At 70.1% G+C, this 9,649-nt stretch carries 12 protein-coding genes; 5 read left to right on the top strand and 7 right to left on the bottom strand.

Features of this window, described 5'->3' with window-relative positions; all coding sequences use genetic code 11:
* The first annotated feature begins 57 nt into the window (after positions 1-57).
* Together D458_RS0117840 and D458_RS0117845 are read left to right on the top strand one after the other, a co-directional pair.
* Positions 58-654, top strand: coding sequence for a class I SAM-dependent methyltransferase (locus D458_RS0117840; RefSeq protein WP_017588115.1), 597 nt, complete (start codon positions 58-60; stop codon positions 652-654).
* A 79-nt stretch (positions 655-733) separates the two neighbouring features.
* A complete protein-coding gene (locus D458_RS0117845; protein ID WP_017588116.1) occupies positions 734-1,054 on the top strand; it encodes a hypothetical protein in 321 nt (106 codons plus the stop codon).
* Between the two features lie 6 nt (positions 1,055-1,060).
* Here the strand turns inward: D458_RS0117845 and D458_RS35110 are convergent, their stop codons facing one another.
* Genes D458_RS35110 through D458_RS33690 form a run of 3 tightly spaced genes read right to left on the bottom strand, consistent with a single transcriptional unit; the run spans position 1,061 to position 2,394 of the window.
* Positions 1,061-1,228, bottom strand: a complete 168-nt coding sequence (locus D458_RS35110; RefSeq protein ID WP_017588117.1) for a DUF397 domain-containing protein — start codon at positions 1,226-1,228, stop codon at positions 1,061-1,063.
* Positions 1,229-1,286: 58 nt separating this feature from the next.
* Positions 1,287-1,475, bottom strand: coding sequence for a DUF397 domain-containing protein (locus D458_RS0117855; protein ID WP_017588118.1), 189 nt, complete (start codon positions 1,473-1,475; stop codon positions 1,287-1,289).
* Between the two features lie 28 nt (positions 1,476-1,503).
* A complete protein-coding gene (locus D458_RS33690) occupies positions 1,504-2,394 on the bottom strand; it encodes a helix-turn-helix domain-containing protein (RefSeq protein WP_083936349.1) in 891 nt (296 codons plus the stop codon).
* Positions 2,395-2,613: 219 nt separating this feature from the next.
* Here D458_RS33690 and D458_RS0117865 point away from each other — a divergent pair, with 219 nt between their 5' ends.
* Entirely contained in the window at positions 2,614-3,069 is a 456-nt protein-coding gene (locus tag D458_RS0117865) for an ATP-binding protein (protein ID WP_239647990.1), read from the top strand.
* Positions 3,070-3,256: 187 nt separating this feature from the next.
* On the top strand, positions 3,257-3,589 hold the full coding sequence (locus tag D458_RS36755; RefSeq protein ID WP_017588121.1) for a hypothetical protein: 333 nt from the start codon (positions 3,257-3,259) through the stop codon (positions 3,587-3,589).
* Between the two features lie 769 nt (positions 3,590-4,358).
* On the opposite strand, the gene D458_RS0117875 is transcribed toward D458_RS36755, so the two are convergent.
* The gene (locus tag D458_RS0117875; protein WP_017588122.1) at positions 4,359-4,880 is read right to left on the bottom strand and encodes a YbaK/EbsC family protein; all 522 of its coding nucleotides are present in this window, start codon (positions 4,878-4,880) and stop codon (positions 4,359-4,361) included.
* Positions 4,881-5,104: 224 nt separating this feature from the next.
* Positions 5,105-6,124, bottom strand: coding sequence for an ADP-ribosylglycohydrolase family protein (locus D458_RS0117880; protein ID WP_017588123.1), 1,020 nt, complete (start codon positions 6,122-6,124; stop codon positions 5,105-5,107).
* 120 nt (positions 6,125-6,244) lie between these two features.
* On the opposite strand from D458_RS0117880, the gene D458_RS0117885 reads away from it, so the two are divergent.
* Positions 6,245-8,083: a PASTA domain-containing protein gene (locus tag D458_RS0117885; RefSeq protein WP_017588124.1), complete on the top strand. Its 1,839-nt coding sequence runs from the start codon at positions 6,245-6,247 to the stop codon at positions 8,081-8,083.
* Between the two features lie 128 nt (positions 8,084-8,211).
* On the opposite strand, the gene D458_RS0117890 is transcribed toward D458_RS0117885, so the two are convergent.
* Positions 8,212-9,048, bottom strand: coding sequence for an SDR family oxidoreductase (locus D458_RS0117890; protein WP_017588125.1), 837 nt, complete (start codon positions 9,046-9,048; stop codon positions 8,212-8,214).
* A 184-nt stretch (positions 9,049-9,232) separates the two neighbouring features.
* Positions 9,233-9,466, bottom strand: a complete 234-nt coding sequence (locus D458_RS0117895) for a hypothetical protein (RefSeq protein ID WP_017588126.1) — start codon at positions 9,464-9,466, stop codon at positions 9,233-9,235.
* Positions 9,467-9,649: the final 183 nt, after the last annotated feature.

A 9,649-nucleotide genomic window follows, 5' to 3' on the forward strand; every position in this document is an offset into this window, starting at 1 on the left:
TCCTCGATAAGAGCGGGGTGCCTTCCCTGTTCCCGGGGCCCGATTTACCGTGGAGCCATGACCAACTACGCGCGGATGTACCGGCTTGGTTTCACCCCCTGGGAGCGCTACGGCCCCGCCGCGGGGGCACAGCTCCGCTCCTGGCTCGACCGTGAGGCCCAGGACCGCCCCAGTCCTCCTGGTCGGGCCCTCGACATCGGCTGCGGCCGCGGCCAGTTCACCTCCGAGCTCGTCGACCACGGCTGGGAGACCACCGGCGTCGACCTGGTTCCGCTGGCGATCGAGGCCGCCCGAGAGAAGGGCCCCGCCGGGGTGGACTACGTCGTCGGTGACGTCACCGACCTCTCCCCCGACCTCGGCACCTTTGATCTCTTTGTCGACATCGGCTGCTTCCAGGGCCTCGACCGGACTCAGCGTGTCGCCCATGGGCGGAGCGTCACCGCTCTCGCCGCTCCGGGCGCCACCCTGCTGATGCTCGCTTTCGGCCCCTCCATCTACCGGCGCATGGTCGAAGGGGTCTCTCAGGAAGAGGTTGAAGACGCGTTCTCCGGATGGGAGCTGATCGACGTGGAGGACGCTCCCACCAAGGGCCTCGGCTTTCCCATGAATCGCACTCGCCCCAAGTGGTACCGGTTCCGGCGTTCCACCGGGTGATCCCGGCCAGGGGTGGTACCCGTTAGGTTGCGAAGAGCGGCCTGACGGCGAAACCCCCTGCGTTGAGGAGAATCCCCCCATGTCCCCTGTTCAGATCGTCCGCACAGTGGCTGTTGCGTTGATCGCCGGTGGTGTGGCCCTCGGGCTGGTCCCCGGAGGGACCCTCGGGCTGGTCCCCGGAGGGACGTGCGGAGCGGGGTGGCAGAGCTCGCCGAGCGGTGCCGCCTCCTTCGGGTGGTTCGCCTACGAGGAGACGTTCAGCATGACGGAGTCCTCGTGTCAGACGGCCATGGCCCCGGTGGGGTCGTGGGCGATCGCGTTGATCGTGATCGGAGCGGCTCTGCTGGCCGGGGCCTGGTTGACCACCCCGAACCGCCCGAAGGCCGAGCCGACGCAGTAGGGGCTTCTACCGCCGACGCTGGAGTGTGTTCAGGAGGTGAGCCCACGCCTGATGGTCGAAGGAGAGGTGGCCGTGCTGGCGGTGTTTCGTGTCGCGGATCAGGACGTTGTGCCCTTCCGCGACCTCCACACAGTCGCCGCCGTTGGTGCTGTAGCTGGACTTGAACCAACGCATGCGCTGCCTCCTGGGGGAGAGGTGGGTACCCCGCTAGTGATCGGGGTACCCGCTGGCCTCAGCGCTGAAGAGTGTTCAGGAGGTGGGTCCACTCCTGTGTCGTGAAGGAGAGGAGGCCGTGCTGGCGGTGCTTCGTGTCGCGGACCAGGACATTGTGCCCTTCCGCGACCTCCACACAGTTACCCTGCCCGCTGCTGAAGGAGGAGACGTGCCAGGGGGGCGTCGTGGGGTCTTCAAAGGACTTCATGTCACCATCCATCTTCTCTGCGGTATTGCTATTTGATGCGCTGGATCGCGTCCTTGATCAGGCCTTCAGTTTCAGCCTGGGATGCCGCGTCCTGCCACAAGCTGTCGAAGATTCGGCTGTGCATGGAGATCTCATCCTCCGCTTCGAGGTAGAGGGCTCCCTTCGAGTACTCGACGTAGGCAAGGGCGTAGTCCTTGTTGACCACGGAGTAGTCGAATAGGACGAATGATCCGTAACTGGCTGCGTGGACACCTGTTGTGAAGGGCAGGACTCGGATGCTGAGATTCTCCCTCGCGCTCATCTCCAAGAGGTGCTCCATCTGCTCCCGGTGGGTTTCAGGGCCGCCTACCTGGCGATGTAGAGCCGACTCGTTGATGACTGCCATCAGGTTCGCGGGTTCGTCTCCGGCCAGCTTCTCCTGCCTGCGCTGACGAAGATTGACCCTGTCCTGAATCTGCTCCTCAACTGTCGGGGCCTCGGCGTCCTTGATGATGAGGGCTCGTGAGTACCCAGGGACTTGCAGGATGCCTGGGATCAGTTCCGACTCGTAGGTGCGGATTCGGCGTGCGGCGCTCTCCACGCCGACAAACAGGCTCAACCAGTCTGGGAGTGCTGACTTGTAGCGCTGCCACCAGCCGGGTTGCTTGGCGGCGTAGGCCAGGTTGGTGAAGGAATCGATCGTTTCCTCTGGCACTCCGTAGTGGGACATGAGAAGCCGGGCGTCACCGGGAGAGATGATGCTTTCCCCACGCTCTACGCGAGACAGCGTGGCCTTGCTGAAGCCAGCCACGGCGGCTGCTTCAGCTGAGGAACGCTTGCCCCTGGCTTCTCTGAGGAAGTTGGCCAAGCCGAGCCTCGCCACCATCGGGCTTCCCACTGACACGAAGCTCCACCTCCCGATACGGACCGCTGAGGTCATCAGTGTCGCGCATTCAGGATCCGACGACAACTATCTGCAAATTCGATCGTGAGATTTTCACGGAGAGCCTTGCGCAGAGATGCATCTCAAGGCACTATCGAAGCTAGCAGGGAGTGACGGAGTGTGTACCGGAGTCGCGGAAACCTTTGCTGTGACGGGTGTCTGGAGGGCGTTATGTGTGGTGGTCGGATAGTGGGGCCTCGGCGGCCTGGTGGTGGGGTGGGGCGGTCGTCGGCTCCGTGGTGGCGGTACACCGACGGGAACGAGCAGGGGGTGGCGCGGGCCAGGGCGTGGTTCACGCGCGACGAACGGCTCCAGGGCGGGCGTGGGTTCTGGGTCGGGCTGGTGGCCAGTGAGTTGGCTACGAACGCGGTGCGTCACACCGCGAGCAGTGAGAAGTACGGGCGGATGGGGCTCTCGATGGAGTTCCTCGGCAACAACACCGTTCTGCTGGGGGTGTTGGACCAGGGGCCCAGGTTCCGGGCTCCGGCGTTGATGCCCCGAGTGGTGCACCGCGAGCCGGGTGAGATGAGTCCGGGTGGGCGGGGTCTGTGGCTCGTGGACCGGATCGCGGAGTTCTGGTGGTGGGAGGGCGAACGCGGTCGGCCGCTCCACCTCAGGGCGATGGTCCGCCTGGACCGGGAACCGGACCCGGAGCTGGGCGAGCTGAACTAGCGAACACGGGCGCGGCGGGAAGCGCAGCTCCGTTGCACGGGGGCCATGGACACCCGCGCGCACTCCTGAAAAGCACAGTGCCCGGGCCGGTGCTGTAACACCGGCCCGGGCTGATCAACCACCTGATGAGAACAGGGGATTGACCATGCAGCACCCTATCGGGCGACACCATCGGCGTTGCCGGAGTATGACCGAACACCTGTGGGCTCTCTTCGCCCTCACCCTGGCATCGGCGCTGGCCTACCTCCTCATCCCGAACCCACCGGCACGTGCCGCGATCGCGCCCGCACCGGAAGGGCAACAGGGCTCGGAGGACTTCCCGTGTGCGGAGTCCCGGGCAGTGGGCGTCGAGGGCAGCTCTCACGACCCCGACCAGATCGCGGGCGCCCTGGTCCGCCCCTACCTCTCCCCCGTCCCCCGGCCACGAGTTCCCGTCGGCGACCTGCTCGCCGCTACCAGCACGGAAGGGTTCGACGACCTCGCGGAGGTCGTCCGCACCTATCTCAGGGTCTGCGGCTGACACCCGCGGAAACCCCCAAGGGGGCGGTGTTCTCGCCTGGCTCGGACACCGCTCCCCGCCGTGCTCCCCGCTGTGCTCCCCGCTGTGCTGTCCCCGGGGAGAAGCGTGAGGTTGCGGGGGCATCCGAAAACGAAATCACCTGCAACGAATCCCCCTTGCGTTGAGGAGAGCCCCGTGTCCCCTGTTCCGATCATCCGCACGGCGGCCGTCGCGTAGATCGTGGACGGGGCGACGCTGTTGCCGGGGGCGTGGTTCCACACCTCCTACCGGCCCGAGGCGCAGCCGGAGCAGGAGTCACGCCTGAGTGCGCCCCGGAGGTCCTTCGCGGTGTCCGGCGCGGACGGGGCCGGTCTCTCGACAGATCCCCTTGCTGACGTGTCGACTTGTCGAGTAGCGGCCCCGTCGACGTGTCGACACGTCGATTCACCGACCCGCAGACCTGGCGTCCCGCCCGCCGGCGCCCCTCCAGACGGAGGAGAACGACGGCCGAGAACCAGCCGTCCGCGCCCGGCCCCGCCGCTGAGCCGCATGCACCCCTGAACTCTTGCAAACCCCTACGATCCGGGCCCTTGCGAACCGGGCCCGTACTCCGAAGCCGACCCTCCGAGGCCGTGCCGCAAACCTCCGCGAACCGCGCCGTAACCACTCGTGGATTTGTCGACAAATCGACTCGAACGACTCCCTGTCCGGCCGATCAGTCCCTCCCGGCCTGTCAGTCCCTCCCGGCCTGTCAGTCCCTCCCGGCCTGTCAGGCCCTTCGGGTCCGGCCCTAACGGGTCAGGGAGAGCACCTCGGCGCCCGGCAGCTCGGCCAGCAGAGGGCCCGGGACGCGCAGCTTGGAGCGGCGCAGACCGCTGCCCACCACCACCCACGGGGTGTCGTACACCCGCTTGTCCACCAGGACCGGCCAGCCCTTCGGCAGCCCGAACGGGGTGATGCCGCCGTACTCCATGCCGGTCAGCCCGGTCGCCTCGTCCATCGGCGCGAACGACGCCTTCCGCGCGCCCAGGTGCTTGCGCAGTACCCCGTTGACGTCGGCCCGGTCCGTGGCCAGCACCATGCACGCCGCGTACGTCACCTCGCTGCCGCGCTTGGCGGCCAGCACCACGCAGTTCGCGCTGGTCTCCAGCGTCAGCCCGTAGGCCTCGCAGAACTCCGCCGTGTCCGCCAGACCGGGGTCGATCGCGGCGGCCCGCACCGATCCGTCGAAGGGGGCGATGGCCGCACGCACCGGGTCGGCCGTCAGTTCCGGGTGGTCGTGCGCCGCCACCCACTCGATCCGCTCTGCCATGGCCGCTCCCCGTTCCCGTACAGATCCACGTTCCCGCTTCCGTGCGCCACCATGATGCCGCACGTCCGGAGAGCGAATGCACCCGGACGGGCCCGGTCGGAGGGGCGCAAGGGCGCGCGGAACCGGCAGATCCCCGATGATCTTGCTCCTGGCGCCGGTCTCGGCGCCGAGGATGGCGCTACGAGCAAGATCATCGGGGATAAGGGGGCTGGAATCCGCTCCTGTCAGCCCCCGTGCCGTCGCAGGATCTCCCCCGCCAGCCCGGCCAGACCGTCCGCCCGGTAGCCGGGCCAGCCGTGCACCGCGTCCAGGTACCCCTGTGGAACGGACGAACGGCCCCACCTGGCGCCGACCAGCGCACCGGCGATCGCCGCGACGGTGTCGGTGTCGTCGCCCGCGCGCACCGCCGCCTGGACCGGGGCCGTGTACCGGTCCGGGGAGCCCGCTTCCACGGGGGTGTGGACGATCGCGGACCAGGCCGCCTGGAGGGCCCGGACCACGAAACCGTTCGGGGCGAACGAGCCGGGCGGAGCGTTCTCGGCCTCGGCCAGGTGCCCGGCCCACGTGTCGCGCGCCCCGCTCTCCAGCAGGTCCAACCCGGCGTGCAGGCCCTCGTAGGTGCCGTGGACCACGGCCTGCCGGACCGCCTCGCACCACAGCACGCAGGCCTGCGCGGCGAGCGGGTCCCCGTGGGTGAGCAGGCTGTACAGGCGCGCGGATTCGGCCAGTCCGCGGGGGTCGTCGAGGTGGGCCAGGGCCAGCGGGGCGGTGCGCATCAGCGAACCGTTGCCCGCGCACCGCTGTCCCGAGCCGAACATCCGTGCGGACAGCCCGGCCATCGTCTCGGCGGCCCCCGCGCCCGCCCCCTCCGCGGCCAGGGCCCGCTCGGTGCCGCCGAGGACCTGGGCGGTCTGCGCCCCGATGTCCGAGGCGCCCTCGCGGCGCCAGCGCAGGAAGGCCCGGGCGGTCTGCTCCAGGGCGAGGTCGGAACAGGGTTCCCCGTGGTCCCGGAGCGTCTCCGCGATGCACACCGCCATCTGGGTGTCGTCCGAGTACTCCCCGGGGGCGTAGGGCCCCAGGCCGCCGCCGACCATCTCGGGGACCCGGTCCTCCGGCAGCCGGGCGGCGAACTCGTAGGGAACGCCGAGGGCGTCTCCGCACGCGGCTCCGAGGAGGACCCCGGCGGCACGGTCCTCCCGCTCCTCTCGGTCGTCTCGGGATCGATCCGTGGCACGGGGGGTCATGTGGCCTCACAGGGCGGGGTTCGGGGAACGGTGCAGGTCGACTCTACAGAGGCGCCCACTGTCCGTATCTGGCCTGATAGAAGGCGTTGTGTACAAATTTGTCGCCGTACAATCCGACACATGGAGTCCCCCAGCCCCTCTCCCCTCTCCGGCATCACGCTGCACGGACGCGTCATCCTCGGCAACCGTGTCGGCGGTGACGGCTCGGTGTCCGTGTACAGCGGTCACGACATGGTCGCGGACCAGCTCGTCCGGGTCACCCTCCTCGAACCGGACCTGGTCGCGGACCCCGCCGCCGTCCACGCCTTCCTGGGCCGGGCCCAGACCCTGGCGGCCCTCGACGCGCCCAATCTGGTGCGCGTCCTGGGTGACGGACGGGACGGCGGCCACGTGTACATGGTCACCGAACGAACCCGCGGAGAGACCCTCAGCGAGGTCCTCGGCGGCGGTGACCAGGGACTGCGCTACAGCCCGCAGGTGGCGCTGTCGATCGTGGCCGACATCCTCGCCGCTCTTCGGGAGGCCCACGACGAGGGGCTGGTCCACGGCGGCCCGACCCCGGACGACGTGATCCTGGACGACGAGGGCGGGGTGACGGTCACCGGCTTCCGGCTGGTCGGGGCGGAGGAGCTGACTCCGCGCACGGACGTGCACGCCGTCGGGGTGCTCCTGAACACCCTGATGACGGGCTCGCTCCGGGCCGAGGAGGGGGTGTCGCTGCGGCCGTCGGCCGTGGTTCCCGGACTCCCGCCGGACCTGGACATGCTGGTCGCCAACGCCACCGAACCCAATCCGCGCTTCCGCCCGCGCGACGCCGGCCAGTACCTCACCCTGGTCGAACAGGTCCTGAGGTCGCTGCCCGGGCTCGATGACGGCGGTGACAGCACCCAGCCGATCCCGGTGGTGGGCGCCGGAACCGCGGACGAGCCCTCGGAGCACGCCTCGACCGGTACCGGGGACGGTTCGGCCGAGGAGCGCCCCGCCCGGTGGCGGCGCGTCCCGCTCCTGGTCGCCGCGGGTGTCCTCGTCCTGGCGCTGTTCGCCGCCGGGTGGGCCCTGGTCCCCGAGGAGACGGCCGAGCTCCCCGACCTCGCCGGGTTCTCCCCGGAGATGGCGGAGGTGGAGCTGGCCGCCCTGGAACTCGACCTCTCCTTCACCTACGCGGACACCTACAGCGACGACATCGAACCCGGTGAGGTGGCCGGGACCGAACCCGCCGCGGGCACGGAGCTGGAGGGCGGGGAGTCGGTCCTGCTGTCACTGTCCGTCGGCCCGCAGCACGTCGAGGTCCCGGACGTCGTGGGCGGCACCGAGAACGACGCCCGCAACCTCCTGCGCGAGGCCGGTTTCACCGACGTGGAGGTGGTGCAGGAGCACTCCGCCGAGGAGACCCCGGGCACCGTGCTCTCCTCCACCCCGGAGACGGGCGAGGACGGGGACCGCGAGGAGCCGGTGACCCTCCACGTCAGTGAGGGCGTCATCGTCCCCAACCTCATCGGTATGGGGCAGACGGAGGCCTCCGAGGCGCTGGTCGGCCTCGGCCTGACCGTCTCCGTGGTGGAGGCGCCCAGCGACACCGTCGCCGCGGGCGGGGTCAGCGGCCAGGACCCCGAGCCCGGCGCGATCCTGCCCGAGGAGGGCGCGGTCACGATCACCGTCTCCACCGGCCCCGAGGAGACCGAGGAGGAGCCTGAGGAGGCCCCGGCCGAGAGCGGCTCCGAGGACGGCTCCGAGAACGGTTCCGAAGGGGACGCCGAAGGGGGTTCCGAGGACGGCGGCGGGCAGGAGGGCCCGGGGAACGCCTGTTCCGGCGAGTCCTGGAACCCGCGCACGGTCTACGACGAGGGAGACCGGGTCAACTTCGGGGGACGTGTCTACGAGGCCCGATGGTGGATCCAGGGCATCCCGCCGAGTGTCGGCGGCGAGTGGGGCGCCTGGGCCGACCAGGGGCCCTGCTGACCCGGACCACCCCACACACCGCGATCTCGCCACCGGAGGCGAGTCGGGCGCCGGGACCGCCTCCGGTGGCAAGAACACCGGGGAGGGCACCTGGAGTACCCGCCGGAGGTGGGCCCCCGGGGCGCCCGTCAGCTCCCGGGGGTGAAGGCCGCGGCGTGGTCGCGGACCCACTCCCGGAAGGTCAGACCGGGGCGGCCGAGCACGCGGGGCACGTCCTCGGAGACGGGTTCGGGGACGTCGAGGTTCTCGGACCAGTGGTCGATGATCTGGTCGGCGAAGTCCGCGCCGACCGCCTCGGCCAGTTCGGTCCTGGCCTCGTCCAGCGGCTGCTCCTCCCACCGTGCCGGGACCCCGATCACCTCACCGATGACCCGCACCTGGTCGGCCTGGCTGATCTGTTCGGGCCCGGTGACCAGGTAGGCCCGTCCCGCGTGCCCGTCGTCCACCAGGGCCCGGACCGCCACCTCGGCCACGTCCAGCTCGTGGACGAGCGAGCGTGTCGCCCCGCCGAACGGTGAGCGCACCACACCCCGGTGCACCTGGTCGGACCACGTCAGGGCGTTGACGGCGAGTCCGGTGACCCGGAGGAAGGTCCACTCGCGAACCGAGGCCCGCACGGCCCGCTCCACGCCGCCCCACACTCCGCCCTGCTCCGCGTCGGCGGCGGACAGGTAGACGATGCGGTCGACGTGCTCGCCCAGCGCCGCGACGACCTCGGCCGCGCCCTCCGCGGCCTCGTCGGTCCCGGGCCACACCAGGTACGCGGCGGCCGTGCCCTTCGCGGCGGCGGCCACGTCGTCGGGGCGGGTGACGTCGCCCCCGACCACCTCCACCCCGTCGGGCAGTCCGGCCCGCTGCGGGTCCCGGGTCAGCGCCCGGACCGGGACGCCCTCCGCGAGCAGTCCCTCCACCACGTGTCGTCCGGTGTTGCCTGTGGCCCCGGTGACCAGAATCGGCTGTGCCATCGTCGCTCCCCTGAGAGGTCTCGTTCCTTCCCTGAGAGCCAACGCCCTCAACAAAGGTTGAGGTCAACCCCGCGGTTCACTCCGGTCCTCGCGGTTCACTCCGATCCTCGGCCCCGGCGGCTGACAGCGCAGCGCGCACGCCCGGCCGATACCGCCGGCGGCGCCGGCCGCCGACCTCCCGAGGTCAGGCCTCCCCGGTGTTCCGGGCCAGGTCGCCGAAGTGGGCGGCCGCGGCGCCGAGGGCGAAGTGCGCGGCCTGGTGCTCGGTCATCGGGACGATTCCGGCGGCGACCTGGACCCTGAACGGGAACTCGTCGTCGGGCCGGATCCGGAAGTCGTCGATCACCCCCTGGGACAGGAGGAGGGTCAGGGCCTCGCGGACGTGGCCGTTGCGGTTGTCTGACGCCCAGATCGACATGGGACCACGTTAACCCGAAACCCACCGGAAAGGCCGGTGCGGGCGGGCCCGAAAGCCCGCCCGCACGGTTTCCCCTCCCCGGGCCGGAAGAGGACGGGCACGACCCCCGTGGCGCCCGTCCCTAGATCGTTGATGGGAAAATGTGCCCTGGTCAGTGGTCGTAAGCGATCAATGACCGCTTGA

This window comes from Nocardiopsis ganjiahuensis DSM 45031 (assembly GCF_000341085.1).
Taxonomy (GTDB): Bacteria; Actinomycetota; Actinomycetes; order Streptosporangiales; family Streptosporangiaceae; genus Nocardiopsis; species Nocardiopsis ganjiahuensis.